The organism is Kosakonia sp. SOY2 (genome assembly GCF_027109175.1).
Lineage (GTDB): Bacteria > Pseudomonadota > Gammaproteobacteria > Enterobacterales > Enterobacteriaceae > Kosakonia.
On sequence record NZ_JAPVXH010000001.1, the window covers coordinates 1,926,475 to 1,950,005 of the forward strand.

Below are 23,531 nucleotides of genomic sequence, written 5' to 3' on the forward strand. Positions count from 1 at the left end.
ATTTTGTCACAGCCGTGCCGATAATGAACCCATCTGGTGTAAGATCGGCGCAAAAGGCCTGCTATATGGTCAAAAAGGAGACGGATACGGTGCTTTTTACTCTCAAAAAATACATCGGCGGCCTGATGCTGCCTCTGCCTTTTTTGCTTTTGCTGATCGGGCTGGGCATTGCGCTGATCTGGTTTAGCCGCTGGCAGAAAACCGGCAAAGTCCTTATCAGCGTCGGGTGGCTGGTTTTATTGCTGTTAAGTATGCAGCCCGTTGCCGATCGCTTTTTAAAACCGATTGAAGACACCTATCCCACCTGGCGCGGTACGCAGCCGGTAAAATACATCGTGATTCTCGGTGGTGGTTATACCTGGAACGATGCGTGGGCACCGAGTTCAAACCTGATTAATAACAGCCTGCCGCGTCTGACGGAGGGCATTCGTCTGTGGCAGGCCAACCCTGGTTCGAAAATGATCTTTACCGGTGCGGCGGCGCAAACCAACCCGGTCAGCACCGCGGAAGCTGGCGCACGCGTCGCTGAAAGCCTGGGCGTGCCGCGCAGCGCCATCATAACGCTGGATCAACCGAAAGATACCGAGCGGGAAGCGCTCGCGGTGAAAGAGGCGATTGGCGATGCGCCTTTCCTGCTGGTGACTTCAGCGTCTCATCTGCCACGCGCAATGATTTTCTTCCAGCATGCTGGCCTGCATCCATTGCCCGCGCCGGCAAACCAGCTGGCAATTGCCTCACCGCTTAATCCGTGGGAACGCATTATCCCATCCCCGGTGTGGCTGATGCACAGCGACCGGGTGGGTTATGAAACGTTAGGGCGTCTCTGGCAGTGGCTGAAAGGCAGCTCAGACCAGCCAGGGGAGTAGGGATTTCGAGGCAAGATCGAAGTTAGCGCGGTTAAACCGTCCGGTATTCACCAACTGCGCCACTTCATCCCATAACAGGTAAAGCCAGCGCCGCCACAGGAAGGATTCCGCAACCGGCGCGCGCTGGAGATAATGCCAGAGCAATCCTTCTGCCTGCGCACCTTCCACCAGCCGGAACAGTTCATATTCGCGCGGCGCCCAGAGCATAATGCCAGGCCCAACCATTGCCAGTAACTGGTCGCTACGGGCATCCTTCAACATACTGCGCAAGTTAAAGCTGCCATGCACCAGCACACAGTTATCGTTAAAACCATCAAACAGCGCGGGCAGGCACTCGCGAGTACGAAACAGCACGCGCTTATCCTGCATCGTCAACCCGGTATTGTGATACTGGTTGAGCGTGGTCCACAGCACTTCCACGCGCTGGCGATACCAGGAAGGCCAGATATTTTCCTGGGTACTGTCAACGGTGCCAACGCAACCGTGGCTATCCTGGCGGTGCCAGAAAAGTAATGCCTCAACGATTTGATCTTTGAGCTGCTCCCAGCGCTCAGGCGTACGCGCTGGCGCTTCAACCGGTACGCCGCGCAGGCGTTCTATGAGCAGCACATCCGGCCCCGGATGCTCTTCATGCGTCATGACACCATAAACAACTGGCATGCGAACAGCCCCGCCGCGCGCCAGCATTGATATCTTCCAGGCTAACTGTCGCGCAATGCCAGGCGTTGAGAAGCTTCGTGCCAGCAGCGGCATTGGATTACCCTGGCTGTCATACAGCGCCCAGAGTGCAGAATCCGGCTTTTCGCTGACGCACTCCATGCGGCTCAGTTTTTCACCCAACAGATGACTCAGTTCAGCGCGCAGTTGTTCCATAGCAGATTGCCCTCACAAAGATGACTGCTTTTATAATGAGCGCCGATAGCATAGATGTCATCCTGATGAGATCAAAACAGCATAAGAATTTCGCCGGCCAGCGGCAAATCCCCTCCGGATGGAGGGGATGGAGGGATTAACGCAGCTCCTGGCGGACGCGCGCCAGATCTTCCGGGGTATCTACACCGGTTCCCGGCACCACACTGGCAACGGCAACGTGGATTTTCTCGCCGTACCAGAGCACACGCAGTTGCTCCAGCATCTCTATCTGCTCAAGCGGGCTGGTTTGCCAGCTGACATAACGGCGGATAAAACCGGCGCGATAGCCATAAATGCCGATATGGCGCAGGAAGGTATCGCCAATCGTCTCGCGAGATTGTGCGAAACGGTCGCGATCCCAGGGGATCGTGGCGCGGGAGAAGTAGAGCGCGTAACCCTCGGCGTCCATCACCACTTTCACCGCGTTCGGGTTGAACGCCTCTTCCGCGCTGTGAATCGGTACCGCCAGCGTTGCCATTCCAACATCACGCGCGGCAAGATTTTCTGCCACCTGGCGAATAATCGCCGGCGGGATCATGGGTTCATCACCCTGCACATTGACGATGACGGTATCGTCGCTGAAACCGCATTTTTCCACGACTTCGGCAAGGCGTTCAGTGCCGGACTGATGATCGGCGCGGGTCATACAGACTTCACCGCCAACCGCCTGTACCGCATGCATCACCTCTTCGTTGTCCGTCGCCACGATAATACGCTCAGCGCCGGATTCACGGGCGCGCTCCAGCACATGCACCACCATGGGCTTACCGTTAATGTCGACTAAAGGTTTGCCGGGCAAGCGAGTGGAAGCATAACGCGCGGGAATGATAACAACGAAACTCATGGCCGGCTCTCTTCGGCAGTTAATGAACGAGCTTCGGTTTCCAGTAATACCGGAATACCGTCCCGCACCGGATAGGCGAGGCTGTCGATTTTGCAGATTAATTCTTGTTTATCCTGGGTGTAATTCAGTTTGCCGTTACACACCGGGCAGGCAATAATTTCAAGTAAACGGTGATCCATCTTTCCTCCTGATACACCGATAATTAACGGTTTAAGCTTATCATATTCATTTCTTACGCCGCGTCTATTTCCAGCCCGGCGCGGCATGCGGCAAATAACCCCGCAGGCAGTCGCGAGAACGTGACCCGCGACGCCCCCTGCCAGCGGGCAAAGTCGGTAATCGCGCCTAGCAACCCCTTTTCCAGCGAATGCCCGGGTTTAACGCCATCTTCCAGATACAGCGCAATAATCTCCAGTATGCCCGCTTTACGGTGCATTTTTGCATCCATACGCCCCACCAGTCGCCCACGATGCAACAATGGCAACACAAAATAGCCAAATTGCCGTTTAGGGGCCGGGGTATAGCACTCCAGACGGTAGCTAAAATCGAACAGTTGTTCGGCCCGTTTACGATCCCAGACTACGGGATCAAACGGTGAAAGCACCGCGCTGTGAGTAGCGACAAGCTTGCCAGCTTGCGCCTGTTCAAGCAGCGGCAATAAGGAGGCATGCAGCCAGGCCGGACCTATGTTTTCGACATTAACGGGGTAAATGGTTCCCGCATCCTGCATCTTCTCCAGCACTAACGGTAATGCTACGTTCCGCAAGCGGTAGTAATCCGCCAGCCACTGGGCGCGAAACAGTCCTAAACTGCGAGCGCTGTTTTCCAGCATCTGGTACTCCGCAGCATCCTGTGATAGCAGATCGCGAGCATCATCCCAGTGCGGCACAACACGCTGCGTTAAATCATAAACACGCTGAAAATTGCGACGCTCCACCACCATCACTTTTCCGGCCGTAAATAGCCCTTCCAGATGCCGCTTATGCGGCTTCCACTCCCACCAGCCGCTGGCACCTTTACGTGGATGTTCAAAATCTGCCGAACGCACCGGACCATTTTGCGCAATATGTGCAATGAGCTGCTCTATTTCCGCCGCATGTTCCTGCATCCACGCTTCGCGATACTTCCAGCCCATTTTATCTGGCGCCAGCATGCGATGGCGCACCAGCGCAAAATCTTTACGCGGCAGAAAACAGGCTTCATGCGCCCAGTACTCCATCAGGTCACCGTTGCGTAGCGCGTCATCAAGCCAGTGCTGCGGGTAGTGCCCAAGGCGGCTAAAAAGCACCAGATAAGGGCTGCGGGCAACAATATTAATGGTGTCAATTTGCAGCAGCGACATGCGCTGAATAGTGGAGAGAATATCGCCCGGTTTTGCCCGACGGGAAGGTTTACGTAATAGTCCCTGGGCTGCGAGATGCAAATGACGGGCAGCAGTCAACGAAAGTTGTGGCACGGACATGGAGGTTCCTGTTTATCTAACAGGGCGCAGCCGATGCAACAACCGTCAGCGCGCCAGAGTGAACAATTCCTGTAGTAATTTTTGCGCCTGCTCACCCGCGAGCTGTGCGTCTACAGGCAAATACCACCAGTTATCCTCAGCAAATGACCGACACTTTACCGCGTCTTTTTCGGTCATCACCAGTGTCTGCCCCGGTTTCACCAGTGGCTTTACCTCATGCAGCGATAACGCCTGATGATCGGCAAGCGCTACCGTCTTTTGCAGCGTTGCACCACACTCGGTGAGAGTAGCAAAGAAACGCGGCGGATGGCCGATTCCTGCCATCGCAACGATATTGGTCAGTGTGTGAACGTCACGGCGTTCGCCGGTACGCAGATTAACAGCCAGTCCAGGGCGCAAACGCATCGGGATCTCTTCCGCTCTGGCTACACCGCCGTTGGTAATGATGGCATCGACACTTTTTAAACGCGACGCCCGCTCACGCATCGGCCCTGCGGGCAACCACCAGCCATTGCCAAAACGCCTGATGCCATCAACAACGACAATTTCCTTATCACGCGCCAGCTTATAATGTTGCAAACCGTCATCCGTAATGATCAGTTGTACCGGGTATTGCGCAAGAATCGCACTGACGGCGTCGCTTCTGACGGGAGAAACCGCAACCGGCGCGCCAGTGCGTTGATAAATCAGTACCGGTTCATCCCCGGCCTGAGCCGTAGTGGTTTCGGGTGTCAGCACGAGCGGGTAATGAGCTGCTTTACCACCGTAGCCACGCGACACCACGCCAACACGGATGCCACGCTGCTGTAGTTGCTCCACCAACCAGATGACAACAGGCGTTTTACCGTTGCCGCCTGCCGTCAGATTGCCAACGACCACAACAGGAACCGGTGCACGCCAGGATTTTTTTAAACCAATGCGATAGGCGAGACGAATGGCACCACTCACCAGGCCGTAAAGCCAGGAGAGCGGTAGCAACAGTAGCCACAGCGGGGATTCACCGGACCAGATGCGTGCAATCATTCGCCAAACTGCATTTTGTGAAGCTGAGCATAGACCCCACGTTGTTCCAGCAGATCCGCATGGGTGCCACGTTCAACGATACGGCCATCTTCCACCACCACAATTTCGTCGGCCTGTTCGATGGTCGACAAACGGTGAGCAATCACCATTGAGGTACGGTTCTTTTGCAGCTCGTTCAGTGCGGCCTGAATGGCTCGTTCAGATTCGGTATCGAGCGCCGAGGTCGCTTCATCAAGAATGAGGATCGGGCTGTCGCGCAGCAGCGCGCGGGCAATCGCGATGCGCTGGCGCTGACCGCCTGAAAGCAGCACGCCGTTTTCCCCAATCACCGTATCCAGCCCTTCATCCATCTTATTGATAAAGTCGTAGGCATAGGCCATTTTCGCTGCTTGCTCAATCTCTTCGCGGCTGTACTGTTCGGTACGTGCGTAAGCGATATTATTGGCAACCGTATCATTAAACAGATGTACGTTTTGCGACACCAGCGCAACCTGGTCACGCAACGACGTGAGCTTATATTCACGTAAGTCGTGACCATCCATCAGGATCTGGCCTTCGTCGACGTCATAAAAACGCGTGATCAGGCTTGCCAGCGTCGATTTACCCGAGCCAGAACGCCCTACCAGTGCGACGGTTTTGCCCGCCGGAATCGTCAGGTTGATATTGCGCAAGGCTGGCGTTTCACGCCCCGGATAGGTGAAGGTCACGTTGCGAAACTCAATATCACCGCGCGCACGTTCAATCACCCGCGTGCCTTCGTCTTTTTCTTGCTCGCTATCCAGAATCGCAAACAGTGTCTGGCATGCCGCCATACCACGCTGGAACTGAGCATTGACGTTGGTCAGGGATTTCAACGGGCGCATAAGCGCGATCATCGAAGAAAAGACAACGGTGATAGTACCCGCACTCAAGGTGGACATTACGCTTGGAAAGCTGGCGGCATACAGCACAAACGCCAGCGCCAGTGACGCAATAAGCTGGATAACAGGATCGGAAATAGACGATGCCGAGACCATTTTCATGCCCTGCAAGCGCATCTTGTTGCTGACTTTATCAAAACGGCTGGTTTCTACTTCCTGGCCACCAAACATCAGCACTTCTTTATGCCCTTTCAGCATCTGCTCCGCACTGGTGGTCACCTGCCCCATCGTGTTTTGCATATTTTTACTGATGTTACGAAAGCGTTTGGAAACCACGCGAATCGCTATCGAAACGATCGGCGCCAGCACAATGAGAATCAACGAGAGCTGCCAACTGTACCAGAACATCATGATAAACAAGCCGATGATCGATGCCCCCTCACGCACAACAGTAATCAATGCGCCGGAGGACGAGGAAGCGACCTGTTCAGAATCATAGGTAATACGCGAAAGTAAAGTGCCTGTAGATTGCTTATCAAAAAATGAGACCGGCATGCCCATCATATGGCTGAACAGGCGACGGCGCATGGTCATCACCACCTTTCCGGAAACCCAGGAAATGCAGTAACTGGAGATGTAGCTGGTGATGCCTCGCAGGATCATCAGCCCAATAACCACCAGCGGCATCCACAGCAGCACAGAGCGGTCGGTTTTACCAAAACCATCATCCAGTAACGGTTTGAGCAGCGATAACATAAAGGTATCGCTGGCTGCGTTGAGGATTAACGCTATCCCCGACACGATCAGACCCGCTTTGAAAGGCGCAATAGTTGGCCATAATCGGCGGAATGTCTGCCACGTGGAGAGATCTTTGTCGTTATGCATTCAAAAAACCAGCACTTGTTGAAATAGCCGCATATTCTACCCGTTATCACTGGGGACGCCAAACCACTGATGATACCAACGTGGTAAAAGTTGATCTCGTAAGCTATGGATTTCCCAGCCCTGTGGCGTAAACGATACCGTTAACTGCCCTTGATGCGGTGTGTCGTACCAGCGATACCCTTGTTCACGGTAGCGGTCGATCACCTTTATTGAGGGAAATCGCCAGGCATTGTAACGCGACGCCGACGCCAGTGCTGCTTCGCCGCCAATTCGCTGCACAAACGGCAGCGATGATGAACTATTGCTTCCATGATGAGGCACTTGCACTAGTGTAGACTGCAAATGCGTCCAGTAGTGGCTCAGCATCGCCATCTCACCTGCCGCTTCAATATCGCCTGTGAGCAGGAAGCTGTGTTGACCGTCATCGACTCTGACTACGCAAGAACGGTTGTTTCCTTTCGTCCCGGTACCGCTTAGCGGCCAATGAACGGTAAATGTTAATCCCTGCCATTGCCATTGCTGACCACGAAAGCATGGTTGATGTGCAGCCCAACCCAGCGGGCTACGGATCCATAATGCCGGCCAGGTTTCCAGCAAGGAGACCAGACCCCCGCGATGATCCAGATGTTCATGACTCAAAATAACGCCTTCGGGCTGCAAAGCATGCCAACGCAGCCATGGAATAATCAACTGTTGTCCACTATCGCCGCCCGGCCACGCGACGCCAGTGTCATAAAGTATCGCTTTGCCATTACGTTCAATCACCATTGCCAGGCCCTGCCCGACGTCGAGCATATGCACTGCCCACTCCCCCTGCCGTTCATTGCGCCAGAACGGCAGAGTAAGCAATGTCAGGCATACCAGACACAGCGCCGGTACGTTCCGCCATAAATGCAAACGCCAAACGATCAGCGCCAGCCACGGCAACCAGGCCAGCCACTGCCAGCGCATATCCACATTAAGCCAACCGGCAGGTAGCCAGTGCAGAAAAGTAAACAGGAAATCCAGTGTCCTATCTGCAAGGTACCAGCAAGCCAATTCCCCCGTCACAGGACCAATCAAGTGCAGCAACATTCCCACTAAAATGAGCGGTACGGTAATAAACGTTACCAACGGAATAGCCAATAAATTTGCAGCTAGTGAACTCAGACTTATGCCGTGGAAAATTGATAACTGCACAGGAAGCAGCAATAACGTCATCCCTACTTGTAGATGAAGCAAATTGATACTGCCCTGGACCAGCTTAGTATGTTGTTTTGTAGAAGCTGGTAGCCATTGATACCAAAACAGTAGCGCGGCTACTGCGAAAGCGGACAGCCACAGACTGGTTGATAGCACGGCGAGGGGATCGGTGAATAAGATAGCGGCAATGCAACAAAGCCATACCTGCCAGGGCGACCACAATCGCCCGGATAGCCGTAACGCGGCCCAGACGCTAAGAGAAATAGCGGTACGCAATGCAGGAGGCTGTAGACCAGTCAGACAGGCGTAGCTTATTGCAAACCCTACGCCAGTAAGCAAGGGTAAACGCCAGCCAATCCAGCCGCCGGGAAAGAAAAATTGCACACTACGAACAACCAGCCAGCCCAACATTGCCGCCAGAGCAATATGTAGCCCTGATATCGCCATTAAATGCGCCGTACCAGTTTGCCGCATGATCTCTTTAACACTGGCATCCAGCGTTGTGCGCTCGCCCATCCCTAACGCCAGTATCACCTGCTGCCAGGGGTATGTATTCAGCGTTTCGGTTAGTGATTGCAGGTAGCGCGCGCGCCATGTGCACTGGGGGTCGCTCAGACGGGCATCCATAAAACGGCCACTCAGCGGCTGATGGGAAGTTATTGCATAACGCTGCGAGTCGAAGCCCCCATCATTCAGTTGCCCGTGGACGGCACGTGCTCTAATCGTCATTATCCATCGCTGGCCAGTACAAACTGGCTCCGGCAAATACTGGCCATAGAAGCTTATTCCTGCTGACGGAAACAGGCGTTTACCGTCCAGACGAGTGATTTTGCCCCAGTGCCGGGTCATATGATCCGTATCGGTAATTACCACTTCTGCCTGGTGATTCGCTCCAGGTAGATGCTCGCCAGGCCAGACTGCCTGCATTGCTGACAGCACTCCCCATGCGAATGCAAGTAATGTGACTGCACAATAACGAAACAGGCGGGAACGAAAACACGCAAACAGACATCCGATGGCAATCAGAAACCACACATACCCTGGCGTTGGTAGTGAAGGCATCCACTGTAATGGCAAAATGCCAATTATCAGGCATATAGCTAATGCCGGTAACGTCATGCATACCTCCTTGTTGCGTGGAGAGTATGCCCGCTGTCGCCAGGACTTTCTGTTTGGAATAGCTGTTTTGCGGTACAGGCTGGTGGCTTTCGACGCTCTTACAGGGCATCTGCAAAATTGTGCGAAGTAGCTTCAGAAATAAAGAGGTCAGCGAAACAAAAAAAGCACCCACAGGTGCTTTTTTCGTCGAAGTGAATTTCAGCGTGTAGCTAAAAATTACTCATAAATATTGGCGCGGTCACGTAATTCTTTACCCGGTTTAAAGTGCGGAACGTATTTTCCTTCCAGATCCACTTTATCGCCTGTTTTCGGGTTACGCCCGGTGCGAGGTGCACGATAGTGCAGGGAAAAACTGCCGAAACCGCGGATCTCAATGCGCTCGCCCTGGGCAAGAGTAGAGGCCATATGCTCCAGCATCTCTTTTACAGCATCTTCCACAGCTTTAGCCGGAATATGCGACTGCTGGCTTGCAAGTCTTTCAATCAATTCTGACTTGGTCATGATTCCTCCGGTTTCCTTCAACGCAAAATTAGCTTTACTAGCTTTAACAAGGGCGGCCGTAGCCGCCCTTTGTCATTGATTACAGGACGAATCCTGTGATCTGTCAAGTAACTCATCATCGTTCACGCTGCAGCCGTGTGACTTCCGTCCTGGTACAGCGTAAAGAATTCAGAGCGCTTGAGATTACTCGCCTTTCGCTGCTTTGAAAGCTTCAGCCATAGCGTTAGAGAAGTTGCCTTCTTCCTGTTTGTTGTTAACAGAAGCGATTGCATCTTTCTCGTCAGCTTCGTCTTTCGCACGAACAGACAGGCTAACTACGCGGTTTTTACGATCAACACCGGTGAATTTAGCTTCAACATCGTCGCCAACATTCAGAACCAGAGTTGCGTCTTCAACGCGGTCACGGGAAGCTTCAGAAGCGCGCAGGTAACCTTCAACGCCGTCAGCCAGTTCTACGGTCGCGCCTTTAGCGTCAACAGCAGTAACTTTACCGTTTACGATTGCGCCTTTCTTATTCAGTGCAACGTAGTTGTTGAACGGATCTTCGGCGAGCTGTTTAACGCCCAGAGAGATACGCTCACGCTCTGCGTCAACCTGCAGAACAACGGCTGCGATTTCGTCGCCTTTTTTGTATTCACGAACTGCTTCTTCGCCTGCAACGTTCCAGGAGATGTCAGACAGGTGAACCAGGCCATCGATACCGCCGTCCAGGCCGATGAAGATACCAAAGTCAGTGATAGACTTGATTTTACCTTCAACGCGGTCGCCCTTGTTGTGGGTTTCTGCGAACTGCTGCCACGGGTTGGATTTGCACTGTTTCAGGCCCAGGGAGATACGACGACGTTCTTCGTCGATATCCAGAACCATAACTTCCACTACGTCGCCAACGTTAACAACTTTGGACGGGTGGATGTTTTTGTTGGTCCAATCCATTTCGGAAACGTGAACCAGGCCTTCAACGCCTTCTTCGATTTCAACGAAGCAGCCGTAGTCGGTCAGGTTGGTCACGCGACCAGTCAGCTTGGTGCCTTCCGGGTAACGTTTAGCGATAGCCACCCACGGATCTTCGCCCAGCTGTTTCAGGCCCAGGGAAACACGAGTACGTTCGCGGTCGAATTTCAGCACTTTAACAGTGATTTCGTCGCCAACGTTTACGATTTCGCTCGGATGCTTAACGCGTTTCCATGCCATATCAGTGATGTGCAGCAGGCCGTCAACGCCACCCAGATCAACGAATGCACCGTAGTCAGTGAGGTTCTTAACGATACCTTTAACTTCCATGCCTTCCTGCAGGTTTTCCAGCAGCTGATCGCGCTCTGCGCTGTTTTCGGATTCGATAACCGCACGACGTGAAACAACAACGTTGTTACGTTTCTGGTCCAGCTTGATTACTTTGAATTCAAGCTCTTTGCCTTCCAGGTGCAGAGTGTCACGGACCGGACGAACGTCTACCAGGGAACCCGGCAGGAACGCGCGAATACCGTTCAGCTCAACAGTGAAGCCGCCCTTGACTTTGCCGTTGATAACACCGGTAACAGTTTCAGCGTCTTCGTAAGCTTTTTCCAGCGTGATCCAAGCTTCGTGACGTTTAGCTTTTTCACGGGACAGCAGGGTTTCACCGAAGCCGTCTTCTACTGCATCCAGGGCAACGTCAACTTCGTCACCAACCTGGATTTCCAGCTCGCCCTGGGCGTTTTTGAACTGCTCTGCCGGAATGGCGGACTCAGATTTCAGACCGGCGTCAACCAGAACTACGTCTTTGTCGATAGCAACAACAACACCACGAACGATAGAACCCGGGCGGGTTTCGATTTCTTTCAGGGACTCTTCAAAGAGTTGAGCAAAAGATTCAGTCATATTGATAATCTTCAGGATTCTTCAATTTAACGTCCACCTGGCTTCATGCCGGATGGGGTTGTTTCACATGCCTGCTCACATTCCATTGCAGCAGGTACTACGAATTCGGTCGCTTATGCGAGAGCCAATTTTTGGCGAGCATATTGTAGCGCTTTCTCAATCACTTGCTCAATACTTAAACTGGTTGAATCCAGTACTAAAGCATCGGCAGCGGGAACCAGCGGTGCAACAGGACGGTTTCGATCGCGATCGTCACGTTCCTTTATCTCGGCCAAAAGGCGTTCAAAGTTAACACTAAAGCCTTTCTCCTGCAACTGTAGCATGCGCCGATGCGCACGCTCTTCAGAAGAAGCGTCAAGAAAAATTTTTACCGGCGCATCAGGAAAAACAACAGTCCCCATATCACGCCCATCGGCGATAAGTCCCGGCGCGTCACGGAATGCGCGCTGGCGACGCAATAACGCTTCACGCACTCGCGGAAACGCCGCAATCTGCGAGGCTGCATTTGCCACGTCCTGAGTACGGATTTCGCTGCTGACATCTTCGCCTTCCAGAATGACTTCCAGATGGCCATTTGTTGACACGAAACGCACATCCAGGTGCGCTGCCAGCGGAACCAAAACATCTTCGGAAGAAACATCGACATGGTGATGCAGCGCAGCGAGCGCCAGAACACGATAAATTGCGCCTGAGTCCAACAGATGCCATTGCAACGCTTCCGCCATTGCCTTGCAAAGCGTGCCTTTACCCGCGCCGCTTGGCCCATCAATGGTAATTACCGGGGCAATTGCCGTCATCTTTCTCTCCTTAATCAAGGCATATCGTTACATAACCGCGCGCATTATACGCGCCAATGTCCACAACCGTTACTGTTGCGTGCGAATAACCGAAGAGGATGCAGCTGAGTGTAGAATAATTGCGCGGGAAGCGGGCTGATTTACACCAGCCCGCAAGAAGGGAAGTTATGCCAGCGTACTAATATGGGCTAATTGCTCGAAATAGTCCGGGAAGGTCTTCGCTGTACATTTCGGATCAAGAATGGTGACCGGCGTATCAGACAGCGCCACCAGCGAGAAACACATCGCCATACGGTGATCGTTATAAGTCGCGATTTCCGCAAGCTGCAGCCTGGCAGGCGGTGTCACGCGAATATAGTCTTCGCCCTCTTCCACTTCGGCCCCGACTTTACGCAACTCTGTCGCCATCGCGAACAAGCGATCGGTCTCTTTTACGCGCCAGTTATAGATATTACGCAGAGTGGTCGTGCCTTTGGCAAATAGCGCTGCCGTCGCGATGGTCATTGCCGCATCGGGAATGTGGTTCATATCCATATCGATGGCGTTCAACTCACCACGGGTGCAGGCAATATAATCATCGCCCCAGACCACGGTCGCGCCCATTTTCTCCAGCACATCAGCAAAGCGAATATCGCCCTGCACGCTGTTACGGCCTATACCGGTCACTTTCACCGTACCGCCTTTGATTGCACCGGCCGCGAGGAAATAAGAAGCAGAAGACGCATCACCCTCGACCAGATAATGGCCCGGGGACTGGTATTGCTGCGCACCGCGCATAACAAAGCGTTGATATTGCTGATTTTCAACCTCAACGCCAAAGGTCTTCATCAGATGCAGTGTGATATCAATATACGGTTTGGATACCAGGTCACCTTTGATAGTGATAACCGTGTCGTTGGGTGCCAACGGGGCTGCCATTAGCAATGCGGTTAAAAACTGGCTGGAAACGCTGCCATCGACACTCACTTCACCGCCAGTAAAGCCACCGCGCAAATGCAGTGGCGGATAATTTTCCTGCTCAAGATAATCAACCTTTGCCCCGCCCTGACGAAGCGCATCAACCAGATGGCCAATCGGACGCTCTTTCATGCGCGGCTCGCCAGTCAGCACAATATTGTTTTCGCCAAGACACAGCGCGGCGGCCAACGGACGCATGGCAGTTCCTGCGTTACCCAGAAACAGCTCCAGTTTTTCTGCTGAATGCAGCGGGCCACCAACCCCCGTCACTTCACAACGGGTACGATCGGCAGACAACGTGTAATGAACTCCCAGCGCACTGAGGGCATTGAGCATGTGGCGCACATCATCACTGTCCAGCAAGTTAGTCAGAACAGTCGTGCCACGAGCGAATGCAGCCAGCAACAAGGCGCGGTTGGAGACACTCTTTGAACCAGGCAGATTGATGGTGCCATCTACTCGCGCGATGGGTTGTAACGTCAGGGATTCCATGAAACTTCACTCTCAACTAACAGAATAAAACCCCCGCAGTGAAACTACGGGGGTACGTCAAAACAGTGCGATTAACCGTGGCGGCGTTCGAAATCGACCATGAAATCAGTAAGCGCCTGTACGCCAGCTAACGGCATCGCATTATAGATAGAGGCGCGCATCCCGCCGACAACACGGTGACCTTTCAGCGCGTGCAGACCCGCAGCGAACGACTCCTCCAGGAAGACTTTATCGAGCGCGCTATCTGCCAGTTGGAACGGCACATTCATGCGCGAGCGGTTCGCTTTCGCCACATCGTTGCGGTAGAAATCGCTGCTGTCGATCACGCCGTACAACAGATCGGCTTTTTGCTGGTTGATTTTGTCCATTGCTGCCACACCGCCCTGTTTTTTCAGCCACTTAAACACCAGCCCAGAGAGATACCAGGCAAAGGTCGGGGGCGTGTTAAACATCGAGTCGTTTTCGTTCAGCACGGTGTAATCCAGGATCGACGGGCAAGCCTGATGCGCTTTACCCAGCAGATCTTCGCGCACAATCACCAGCGTCAAACCCGCCGGGCCGATATTTTTCTGCGCGCCTGCGTAGATCACGCCAAAACGGCTTACGTCAATCTGACGAGAGAGAATAGTCGAGGAGAAGTCAGCGGCGACAACCACATCACCGAAGTCCGGTGTTTCATCGATCGCAATACCGTCGATCGTTTCGTTCGGACAGTAGTGCAGATAGGCCGCATTATCGCTCAGTTGCCAGTCGCGCATCGGTTTCACCGCGCGCAGACCATCAACAGTGATTTTGGCGTCAATAACGTTCGGTGAGCAGTATTTTTTCGCTTCTTTTACCGCGCTCGCCGCCCAGTAGCCCGCATCAACGTAGTCAGCGGTGGTTTTATCGCCCAGCAAGTTCAGCGGAACGCCGGCAAACTGGCCGCGACCGCCGCCGTGACAGAACAGAACCTTATAGTTAGAGGGAATATTCAGCAGGTCGCGAAAATCCTTTTCTGCTTCTTCCGCCACGTGGATAAACTCTTTACCACGATGGCTAATTTCCATCACCGACGTTCCAAGACCTTGCCAGTCGCACAGCTCTTGTTGCGCTTGTTTGAGCACATCCGCCGGTAATACTGCCGGGCCAGAACTAAAATTAAAGACCTGAGTCATTTCCCCTCACCACGCTATAAAGCAATAAGTTATTCCTGTGACATCGGTTTTATCATTCAGCGCTACGCGCCGCAACGGGTAATGGGTGCCAGCGGCAAGATGTGCGCTAACTCACATAGCAGAAAGTTTTGTTTGCTCACCCCAGACCCGATAAAAACGCTGTTATGTCACGCGAACAGCCCGGCTTGCCTTCGACCATTCCGGATTTGCACAACGCGGGCAAGATTGCTTTTCCCCTTTATGCATGGCGACAATTTTACTGCAGCGGACACAAACATAATCCCCCGCTTCGGGAACCGTCGTGAAACGCTCACTGCAACCTTCAGGCAAAATACATAACCCGGGTTTCACCTCATCGTCCGGGAAGTAATAAACGCTGATTTGACCGTTGGTTTCCATTATTGCCAGACGAATCTGTCCGAGTTGTTCCACGCCATTTAAACGTAGCTCCATAAAGAACTCGAACTCGGTCATGTTCGCCGCATGCACCTTTTCCCAGGCCAGTTCGCCATTCTCAACAATGACAACCGGTTTGCCTTCCAGCAAATCTTCCAGCTTTTCGCTGTGCGACATCAGCCACATCACAAACCGGTAGAGCAACGCTAAAGTGATAAAAACCACCAGCACCGGCAGCATGGGAACATCGTCGTAAAAAGCGACATCCCCGGCCGCCGATCCCAGAGTCAGGATTATCAGCACCTCAAACAGGGACATCTGGCGTACGCCGCGTCGTCCGGTGATTTTGAGAAATAAAAAGACCAAAACAAAGGTATAGACACTACGCAGTGCGACTTCCCCGAGAAACTCAAGAGGGACCTTGTCGAGCGCCATGCGATGCAGATCAAACGCTTTCATTTTTTATGCCTGAACAGTCGTTACTTTTCTTAATCATAGCCATAAGTTTTATTTTCGTCGGTCAGACGTGGAAGATAGCGTCAGTCACGCAAAACCCGTATCATTGCGCGCTTTACGTACGAAAAAAGTGACCGCCATGACTCAAACATTTATTCCCGGCAAAGACGCCGCGCTGGAAGATTCCATCGCTCGCTTCCAGCAAAAGCTCACCGATCTCGGTTTTAACATCGAAGAGGCCTCATGGCTGAATCCGGTGCCAAACGTCTGGTCAGTGCATATTCGCGATAAAGAGTGCGCGCTGTGCTTCACCAACGGCAAAGGTGCGACCAAAAAAGCCGCGCTGGCCTCTGCGCTGGGCGAGTATTTCGAGCGTCTGTCCACCAACTACTTCTTCGCTGATTTCTGGCTGGGTGATGCTATCGCTCAGAGCCCGTTCGTTCATTATCCGAATGAGAAATGGTTCCCGCTGCCGGAAGATGATTCTCTGCCGGAAGGCATTCTGGATGCGCGTCTGCGCGCCTACTACGATCCGCAGAACGAACTGGCTGCCGGGATGCTCGTTGATCTGCAATCCGGCAATGATGAGCGCGGTATCTGTGCCCTGCCGTTTACCCGCCAGTCTGATGAGCAGACGGTTTATATCCCGATGAATATCGTCGGCAACTTATATGTTTCTAACGGCATGTCCGCCGGGAACACGCGCAATGAAGCCCGCGTGCAGGGGCTGTCCGAAGTGTTCGAACGCCATATTAAAAATCGCATTATTGCCGAGAGCATCAGCCTGCCAGAAATTCCGCAGGATGTGCTGGCGCGCTACCCGGGCGTTGTCGAAGCGATTGCCAAACTGGAAGCGGAAGGTTTCCCGATCTTCGCTTACGACGGTTCCCTGGGCGGTAAATACCCGGTTATCTGCGTTGTCCTGTTCAACCCGGCCAATGGCACCTGTTTTGCCTCTTTTGGCGCACATCCTGATTTCGGCGTGGCACTTGAGCGTACTGTTACCGAGCTGCTGCAAGGCCGCGGGTTGAAAGATCTGGATGTCTTCACACCGCCAACCTTTGATGATGAAGAAGTGGCTGAGCATGCCAACCTCGAAACGCATTTTATCGACTCCAGCGGTTTGATCTCCTGGGATCTGTTCAAGCAGGATGCGGATTATCCGTTTGTTGACTGGAGCTTCGCAGGCACGACGGAAGAAGAGTTCGCCACACTCATGGCTATCTTTAAGGCAGAAGATAAAGAAGTCTATATTGCCGATTATGAGCATCTGGGTGTTTACGCCTGCCGTATTCTGGTGCCTGGCATGTCCGATATTTATCCGGCCGAAGATCTGTGGCTGGCGAACAACACCATGGGCAGCCATTTGCGCGAAACAATTCTCTCTTTGCCTGGCAGTGAATGGGAAAAAGAGGAGTACCTCAACCTTATCGCGCAGCTTGATGACGAAGGTCATGATGATTTCACCCGCGTTCGCGAGCTGTTGGGTCTGGCGACCGGTAAAGACAATGGCTGGTACACGCTGCGCATTGGTGAACTAAAAGCGATGCTGGCGCTGGCAGGCGGCGATTTGGATCAGGCATTAGCCTGGACTGAATGGACGATGGAATTCAATGCCTCGATCTTTAGCGCCGAACGGGCCAACTACTACCGCTGCCTGCAGACATTATTATTACTGGCGCAGGAAGAGGAGCGCGAGCCGCTGCAATACCTGAATGCATTCGTACGTATGTATGGTGCGCAAGCGGTTGAAGCCGCCAGCGCCGCATTAAGCGGTGAAGCGCCGTTCTACGACCTGCAACCGGCAGACGGTTCCCTGCAGGCATTCCCGGCGCATCAGTCGCTGTTAGCGGCTTACGAAAAATTACAACGAGCCAAACGGGCATTCTGGTCGAAATAACGACAAGTAGCACGACAATATGTAGGCTTAATGAGTGGTCTACGCTATATTACGGGGCAATTTCATTGCCCCGTTTTATTTATTTTTTGGCAATGACTGCCATATGTAATATTAAAGTTAAATATGGGTAAATATAATTATCCACTCCAACTAATATTGTTACTTCTTATGGCAATTACTCCATTTTAATTAACTGTTTTTTGGGAGGTCACATAAAAAAATTCAACTCATTTTGCAATTTTTAAACTTTATTTTTATTTTGATAATCAACAAGTTACTCCGCATTCGTAGAAAAACCACGCTCTTTGCGGTCCTATAAGCCAGGCGAGATATGATCCATATCAAATTCTCTTCTATAATGCTTTGTTAGTATCTCGTCGCCGACTTAATAAAGAGAGAGTTAGTGTGAAAGCTGACAACCCTTTTGATCTTATTCTTCCAGCCGAGATGGCCAAAGTTGCCGAAGAAGCTGGTGTCTATAAAGCGACTAAACATCCGCTTAAGACTTTCTATCTTGCGATTACCGCAGGTGTGTTTATTTCCATTGCTTTCGTTTTCTACATCACCGCCACTACAGGTTCCGGTGCAATGCCGTACGGTATTGCTAAACTGATCGGTGGTGTCTGCTTCTCCCTGGGGCTGATTCTTTGCATCATTTGCGGTGCAGATCTCTTTACTTCAACCGTACTGATTGTCGTGGCTAAAGCCAGTGGACGTATTACCTGGGGGCAACTGGCCCGCAACTGGATTAACGTCTATGTCGGCAACCTGGTGGGTGCGCTACTGTTTGTGTTGTTAATGTGGTTGTCTGGCGAGTATATGGTCGCCAACGGCGGCTGGGGCTTAAACGTGCTACAAACCGCAGACCATAAAGTACACCACACATTTATTGAAGCCGTGGCGCTGGGCATTCTGGCTAACCTGATGGTTTGTATGGCCGTGTGGATGAGTTATTCCGGTCGCAGCCTGATGGATAAAGCCATGATTATGGTTCTGCCGGTGGCGATGTTTGTTGCCAGCGGTTTTGAACACAGTATTGCGAATATGTTTATGATCCCGATGGGTATTGTAATTCGCAACTTTGCAAGCCCGGAGTTCTGGACCGCTGTAGGTTCCAGCCCGGAAAATTTCTCACACCTGACCATTATGAATTTCATCACTGATAACCTGATCCCCGTAACAATCGGGAATATCATCGGTGGAGGATTATTAGTCGGGTTGACATACTGGGTCATTTACCTGCGTGGCAACGATCATCATTAATGGTTGTTCCAGGCAGTAAATAAAAAATCCACTTAAGAAGGTAGGTGTTACATGTCCGAGCTTAATGAAAAATTAGCCACAGCCTGGGAAGGTTTTGCGAAAGGTGACTGGCAGAAAGAAGTCAACGTACGTGACTTTATCCAGAAAAACTACACCCCGTACGAAGGCGATGAGTCCTTCCTGGCTGGCGCTACTGAAGCGACCACCAAACTGTGGGACAAGGTCATGGAAGGCGTTAAACTGGAAAACCGCACCCACGCGCCAGTTGATTTTGACACCTCCATTGCATCAACCATCACTTCTCACGACGCTGGTTACATCAACAAATCGTTAGAGAAAATCGTTGGCCTGCAAACTGAAGCTCCGCTGAAACGCGCAATCATTCCGTTCGGCGGCATCAAAATGGTTGAAGGTTCCTGCAAAGCGTACAACCGCGAACTGGATCCGCAACTTAAAAAAATCTTCACCGAATACCGTAAAACCCATAACCAGGGCGTATTCGATGTTTACACCAAAGACATTCTGAACTGCCGTAAATCCGGTGTTCTGACCGGTCTGCCGGATGCTTACGGCCGCGGTCGTATCATTGGTGACTACCGTCGCGTTGCGCTGTACGGCATCGACTTCCTGATGAAAGACAAATACGCTCAGTTCCAGTCTCTGCAGTCTGATCTGGAAAATGGCGTAAACCTGGAAGCGACTATCCGTCTGCGTGAAGAAATTGCTGAACAGCATCGCGCACTGGGTCAGATCAAAGAGATGGCAGCGAAATACGGTTGCGATATCTCTGGTCCGGCTACCAACGCTCAGGAAGCAATCCAGTGGACCTACTTCGGTTACCTGGCCGCTGTTAAGTCTCAAAACGGCGCTGCAATGTCCTTCGGCCGCGTATCCACCTTCCTGGACGTGTACATTGAACGTGACCTGAAAGCAGGCAAAATCACTGAGCAAGACGCTCAGGAAATGATTGACCACCTGGTCATGAAACTGCGTATGGTTCGCTTCCTGCGTACTCCTGAATATGATGAACTGTTCTCTGGCGACCCGATTTGGGCCACTGAATCTATCGGTGGTATGGGCGTTGATGGCCGTACGCTGGTTTCCAAAAACAGCTTCCGTTTCCTGAACACCCTGTACACCATGGGCCCGTCTCCGGAACCGAACATCACTGTTCTGTGGTCTGAAAAACTGCCGCTGAACTTCAAAAAATTCGCTGCGAAAGTCTCCATCGATACCTCTTCTCTGCAGTATGAGAACGATGATCTGATGCGTCCGGACTTCAACAATGATGACTACGCAATTGCTTGCTGTGTAAGCCCGATGGTTGTGGGTAAACAAATGCAGTTCTTCGGTGCGCGTGCTAACCTGGCGAAAACCATGCTGTACGCCATCAACGGCGGCGTTGATGAAAAACTGAAAATGCAGGTTGGTCCGAAATCTGAACCGATCAAAGGCGACGTGCTGAAATTCGACGAAGTGATGGATCGTATGGATCACTTCATGGATTGGCTGGCTAAACAGTACGTCACCGCGCTGAACATCATCCACTACATGCACGACAAATACAGCTACGAAGCTTCACTGATGGCGCTGCACGATCGTGACGTTATCCGTACCATGGCTTGCGGTATCGCTGGTCTGTCCGTAGCGGCTGACTCCCTGTCTGCTATCAAATACGCGAAAGTTAAACCGATTCGTGACGAAGACGGTCTGGCTATCGACTTCGAAATCGAAGGCGAATATCCGCAGTTTGGTAACAACGACGCTCGCGTTGATGATATGGCGGTTGACCTGGTTGAACGTTTCATGAAGAAAATTCAGAAACTGACAACTTACCGCAACGCTATCCCGACTCAGTCTGTTCTGACCATCACTTCTAACGTTGTGTACGGTAAGAAAACAGGTAACACCCCGGATGGCCGTCGCGCTGGTGCGCCGTTCGGACCGGGTGCTAACCCGATGCACGGCCGTGACCAGAAAGGTGCTGTTGCCTCTCTGACTTCCGTTGCTAAACTGCCGTTTGCTTACGCTAAAGATGGTATCTCTTACACCTTCTCTATCGTGCCGAACGCGCTGGGTAAAGACGACGAAGTCCGTAAAACCAACCTGGCTGGTCTGATGGATGGTTACTTCCATCACGAAGCGTCCATCGAAGGTGGTCAGCATCTGAACGTGAACGTCATGAACCGCGAAATGCTGCTCGACGCGATGGAAAACCCGGAAAAATATCCGCAGCTGACCATCCGTGTTTCTGGTTATGCCGTACGCTTTAACTCCCTGACTAAAGAACAGCAACAGGACGTTATTACTCGTACTTTCACTCAGACCATGTAATGGTATTGACTGAAACTACGCAGTAAAAAGCGTATAATAAAGGCTCCACGACTGTGGGGCCTTTTTAACACCTGAAGTGTGCTTTGTCAGCCATCTATACTTGCTGGATGTCTGCCAAAACAGACTTAGCGCAGAAGGAATTAAACTGCGCAGACACAGGCCCCGGATGGGCCACATCTGGAGAAAACACCGCAATGTCAGTTATTGGTCGCATCCACTCCTTTGAATCCTGCGGCACGGTCGACGGCCCGGGCATCCGTTTTATCACCTTCTTTCAGGGCTGCCTGATGCGCTGCCTGTATTGCCACAACCGCGATACCTGGGATACACACGGTGGCAAAGAGATCACCGTTGAAGAACTAATGAAAGACGTCGTTACCTATCGGCACTTTATGAACGCCTCCGGCGGGGGCGTCACGGCATCCGGTGGAGAAGCAATCTTGCAGGCAGAATTCGTTCGCGACTGGTTTCGTGCCTGTAAAAAAGAGGGCATCCACACCTGCCTCGATACTAACGGCTTTGTGCGCCGTTACGATCCGGTGATTGATGAATTGCTGGAAGTTACCGATTTGGTGATGCTCGATCTCAAGCAAATGAACGATGAGATCCACCAGAATCTGGTCGGCGTATCCAATCACCGGACCCTTGAATTCGCCCAGTATTTATCGAAGAAAAATATCAACGTCTGGATCCGTTACGTCGTGGTACCCGGCTGGTCTGACGATGACGATTCCGCCCATCGACTTGGTGAATTTACCCGCGACATGGGCAACGTCGAGAAAATCGAACTCCTGCCCTATCACGAGCTGGGCAAGCATAAATGGGTGGCGATGGGCGAAGAGTATAAGCTGGATGGCATTCACCCGCCGAAGAAAGAGACCATGGAGCGCGTTAAAGGCATCCTTGAGCAGTACGGTCATAAAGTAATGTACTGAGCCATCCTGAGACAAAAAAGCCACAACACTCAGTTGTGGCTTTTTTATTTATCAAGCGGCGTATATCAGGCGTGCGCCACCGGCGTTGGGTGATGTCCTGCTTTGCGCATCAGCATCACCAGATAGATAAACGACACACCCGCAATCATGATAAACAGCAAGCTATCTGAGTAGCTTTGCATCAGCATTGCGGTCAGCGTCGGACCAAGCAGGCTGCCAATGGTGTAACTCAGCAGCAGCGCCTGGTTCATTGCCACCAGCTGGTGATGTTCCACTTTCTCACAGGCCCATGCCATCGCCACCGGGTAAAGGGTAAAGCCTGCGGTCCCGAGCACAAAAAGCGCGGGAGCCATAGCGGCATTGCTCAACATCGCAAAACATCCCACGATCACGACAAACACCTGCACACGCAGCACCAGCAGGCGGCCAAAACGATCTGCCAGCCGACCAATCGGCCACTGCCCTACAATACCGGCGCTGACCATCAGCGCCATCCAGAAACCAATCCCCGAATCGCTGATCCCCTGGTGCGAAAGATAAAGCGGCATCAAGCCGTACAGTGAACCAAGGATGATCCCGGAGATAATACAGCCATTCACGCCCAGGCGAGCATGGCGCAGGCGCAGCATCGGCCATACCGAGGTCGGAGCCTGCTCTTCACTCTGCTGGTTGACAATGCGGGTAAACAGCAGCGGCAGGATCGCCGTTAACACCAGCGCAGTCGTCCACGGCAGTACGCTCATCAGATCTGTCGGCAGCTTACTGACCATCACCTGGCCAAGCACTGTGCCAACATAGTAAACCATCATATAAGCTGCCAACAGGCGCCCACGATTTCGCGATGTACCGCTGCACATCAGGGCGCTTTCCACGACCACCCAAATCATCGCGCAGCCCACACCAGCGACAAAGCGCCAAACCATCCAGCTCCAGAAGCCAATCATTAGCCCCAGGCCAACACAGCCTGCGGCAAAAATCAGCGAAGCAAGATAATAACTGCGGTTAAAACCCAGACGGCGAATTAATCGCCCGGTCAGTAACGTACCCAGCAAATTGCCAGTGAAGTAGGAAGAACCCACCATACCAACCTGCCAGGTCGGTAAGTTTTCGTGGGCGAGCCAGAGCGGCACGAGCGTATTTAACGTCGCGATCGCCAGCGTCAACAGCATTAAGCCACAGAGCAATAGCAGCACTGGCCGAGTATAGATGGACATGGATAAAAACCGTGAGGAAGTTCAGTTTGCGTGCGCATCATGCCACCGGTAAGGACATTGTCAATCCACGGATTTTTGACGCTGACACCTTTTGCACCACGACGATTCGTAAAACTTAT

At 52.3% G+C, this 23,531-nt stretch carries 19 protein-coding genes; 5 read left to right on the forward strand and 14 right to left on the reverse strand.

Features of this window, described 5'->3' with window-relative positions; translation table 11 throughout:
- Positions 1-89 precede the first annotated feature (89 nt).
- The gene (elyC, locus tag O3S68_RS09145; protein WP_269231347.1) at positions 90-866 is read left to right on the forward strand and encodes an envelope biogenesis factor ElyC; all 777 of its coding nucleotides are present in this window, start codon (positions 90-92) and stop codon (positions 864-866) included.
- Here elyC and O3S68_RS09150 read toward each other — a convergent pair.
- The 13 genes from O3S68_RS09150 to O3S68_RS09210 all read right to left on the reverse strand — a co-directional run bounded on the left by O3S68_RS09150 (position 846) and on the right by O3S68_RS09210 (position 15,769).
- Positions 846-1,739 (reverse strand): YcbJ family phosphotransferase, encoded by an 894-nt coding sequence (locus tag O3S68_RS09150; protein WP_045506688.1) that lies wholly within the window; start codon positions 1,737-1,739, stop codon positions 846-848. The two genes, elyC and O3S68_RS09150, sit on opposite strands and share 21 nt — an antisense overlap.
- Positions 1,740-1,875: 136 nt before the next feature.
- Positions 1,876-2,622, reverse strand: a complete 747-nt coding sequence (gene kdsB, locus O3S68_RS09155; protein ID WP_017456194.1) for a 3-deoxy-manno-octulosonate cytidylyltransferase — start codon at positions 2,620-2,622, stop codon at positions 1,876-1,878.
- Positions 2,619-2,801, reverse strand: coding sequence for a protein YcaR (gene ycaR / locus O3S68_RS09160; RefSeq protein WP_020457241.1), 183 nt, complete (start codon positions 2,799-2,801; stop codon positions 2,619-2,621). The genes kdsB and ycaR overlap by 4 nt, the downstream gene beginning before the upstream one ends.
- Before the next feature lie 53 nt (positions 2,802-2,854).
- Positions 2,855-4,084 carry a winged helix-turn-helix domain-containing protein gene (locus tag O3S68_RS09165; RefSeq protein ID WP_097406925.1) on the reverse strand — a complete coding sequence of 410 codons (1,230 nt, stop codon included), beginning with the start codon at positions 4,082-4,084 and terminating at the stop codon, positions 2,855-2,857.
- A gap of 45 nt (positions 4,085-4,129) precedes the next feature.
- Positions 4,130-5,107: a tetraacyldisaccharide 4'-kinase gene (lpxK, locus tag O3S68_RS09170; RefSeq protein WP_269231348.1), complete on the reverse strand. Its 978-nt coding sequence runs from the start codon at positions 5,105-5,107 to the stop codon at positions 4,130-4,132.
- Positions 5,104-6,852 carry a lipid A ABC transporter ATP-binding protein/permease MsbA gene (msbA, locus tag O3S68_RS09175; RefSeq protein ID WP_045506679.1) on the reverse strand — a complete coding sequence of 583 codons (1,749 nt, stop codon included), beginning with the start codon at positions 6,850-6,852 and terminating at the stop codon, positions 5,104-5,106. Before msbA ends, lpxK begins: the two co-directional genes overlap by 4 nt.
- A 36-nt stretch (positions 6,853-6,888) precedes the next feature.
- A complete protein-coding gene (locus O3S68_RS09180; RefSeq protein WP_269231349.1) occupies positions 6,889-9,153 on the reverse strand; it encodes a ComEC family protein in 2,265 nt (754 codons plus the stop codon).
- 216 nt (positions 9,154-9,369) lie between these two features.
- A complete protein-coding gene (ihfB, locus tag O3S68_RS09185) occupies positions 9,370-9,654 on the reverse strand; it encodes an integration host factor subunit beta (RefSeq protein WP_007374142.1) in 285 nt (94 codons plus the stop codon).
- A gap of 183 nt (positions 9,655-9,837) precedes the next feature.
- The gene (gene rpsA, locus O3S68_RS09190) at positions 9,838-11,511 is read right to left on the reverse strand and encodes a 30S ribosomal protein S1 (RefSeq protein ID WP_017456188.1); all 1,674 of its coding nucleotides are present in this window, start codon (positions 11,509-11,511) and stop codon (positions 9,838-9,840) included.
- 113 nt (positions 11,512-11,624) lie between these two features.
- A complete protein-coding gene (gene cmk / locus O3S68_RS09195) occupies positions 11,625-12,308 on the reverse strand; it encodes a (d)CMP kinase (RefSeq protein ID WP_017456187.1) in 684 nt (227 codons plus the stop codon).
- Positions 12,309-12,473: 165 nt separating this feature from the next.
- Complete coding sequence (aroA, locus tag O3S68_RS09200) at positions 12,474-13,757, reverse strand: 3-phosphoshikimate 1-carboxyvinyltransferase (RefSeq protein ID WP_269231350.1); 1,284 nt, start codon at positions 13,755-13,757, stop codon at positions 12,474-12,476.
- A gap of 71 nt (positions 13,758-13,828) precedes the next feature.
- The gene (gene serC, locus O3S68_RS09205; protein WP_097406921.1) at positions 13,829-14,914 is read right to left on the reverse strand and encodes a 3-phosphoserine/phosphohydroxythreonine transaminase; all 1,086 of its coding nucleotides are present in this window, start codon (positions 14,912-14,914) and stop codon (positions 13,829-13,831) included.
- 162 nt (positions 14,915-15,076) lie between these two features.
- Positions 15,077-15,769 (reverse strand): DUF421 domain-containing protein, encoded by a 693-nt coding sequence (locus O3S68_RS09210; protein ID WP_020457234.1) that lies wholly within the window; start codon positions 15,767-15,769, stop codon positions 15,077-15,079.
- A 136-nt stretch (positions 15,770-15,905) separates the two neighbouring features.
- Here O3S68_RS09210 and ycaO point away from each other — a divergent pair, with 136 nt between their 5' ends.
- From ycaO to pflA, 4 genes are all read left to right on the forward strand, one after another.
- The gene (gene ycaO, locus O3S68_RS09215) at positions 15,906-17,666 is read left to right on the forward strand and encodes a 30S ribosomal protein S12 methylthiotransferase accessory factor YcaO (RefSeq protein WP_045507236.1); all 1,761 of its coding nucleotides are present in this window, start codon (positions 15,906-15,908) and stop codon (positions 17,664-17,666) included.
- A gap of 405 nt (positions 17,667-18,071) precedes the next feature.
- The gene (focA, locus tag O3S68_RS09220; RefSeq protein ID WP_020457232.1) at positions 18,072-18,929 is read left to right on the forward strand and encodes a formate transporter FocA; all 858 of its coding nucleotides are present in this window, start codon (positions 18,072-18,074) and stop codon (positions 18,927-18,929) included.
- A gap of 51 nt (positions 18,930-18,980) precedes the next feature.
- Positions 18,981-21,263 carry a formate C-acetyltransferase gene (gene pflB, locus O3S68_RS09225; RefSeq protein WP_020457231.1) on the forward strand — a complete coding sequence of 761 codons (2,283 nt, stop codon included), beginning with the start codon at positions 18,981-18,983 and terminating at the stop codon, positions 21,261-21,263.
- A 194-nt stretch (positions 21,264-21,457) separates the two neighbouring features.
- Positions 21,458-22,198, forward strand: a complete 741-nt coding sequence (gene pflA, locus O3S68_RS09230; protein ID WP_020457230.1) for a pyruvate formate lyase 1-activating protein — start codon at positions 21,458-21,460, stop codon at positions 22,196-22,198.
- Positions 22,199-22,263: 65 nt separating this feature from the next.
- Here pflA and O3S68_RS09235 read toward each other — a convergent pair whose 3' ends face one another.
- Positions 22,264-23,412, reverse strand: coding sequence for an MFS transporter (locus O3S68_RS09235; protein ID WP_020457229.1), 1,149 nt, complete (start codon positions 23,410-23,412; stop codon positions 22,264-22,266).
- Positions 23,413-23,531 lie beyond the last annotated feature (119 nt).